This is a genomic window from Actinomyces sp. HMSC065F12 (genome assembly GCF_001814535.1).
GTDB classification, from domain to species: Bacteria; Actinomycetota; Actinomycetes; order Actinomycetales; family Actinomycetaceae; genus Pauljensenia; species Pauljensenia radingae_A.
Genome location: NZ_KV817018.1, coordinates 1 through 375 on the forward strand (window position 1 = coordinate 1; position 375 = coordinate 375).

Below are 375 nucleotides of genomic sequence, written 5' to 3' on the forward strand. Positions count from 1 at the left end.
GCTCCTTGTCGCTGGTGAATGTGCCGACCGCGAGCAGCAGGGCGAGGAATGCCCACATGTAGGCTGCTGCTGCTTGAACGTCGGTGTTGTTCATGTGTGTGAGCGCGAGTAGCACGGTGAGCGCGATAAAGGCGTGGAGTACCGCTACTGTGCGGATTGCGTACGATTGCGCACGCTTGCTGTTATGCTTGGTCATGAGAAGTGGCTTTCCTTTGGGCTTTCTCTCTGGCCTCTCGCATGTGGCGTGCGAGAGGCCTGTTTTTATTTCAGTGGCGTTCATGAGGTTTTCTTTCTTCTCCTGCTGCGAGGTGAATAGGGCTCGATACCCGCGTATTCCTGCTGTACGGGAGGCTTGAGACCGTAGGACTGCCTATG

General features: G+C 56.0%; 1 protein-coding gene. It reads right to left on the bottom strand.

The window, feature by feature from the left end; all coding sequences use genetic code 11:
* A partial coding sequence (locus HMPREF2975_RS08265; protein WP_141757360.1) for a hypothetical protein occupies window positions 1–196 on the bottom strand: 196 nt, incomplete at its 3' end.
* Between the last annotated feature and the right edge of the window lie 179 nt (window positions 197–375).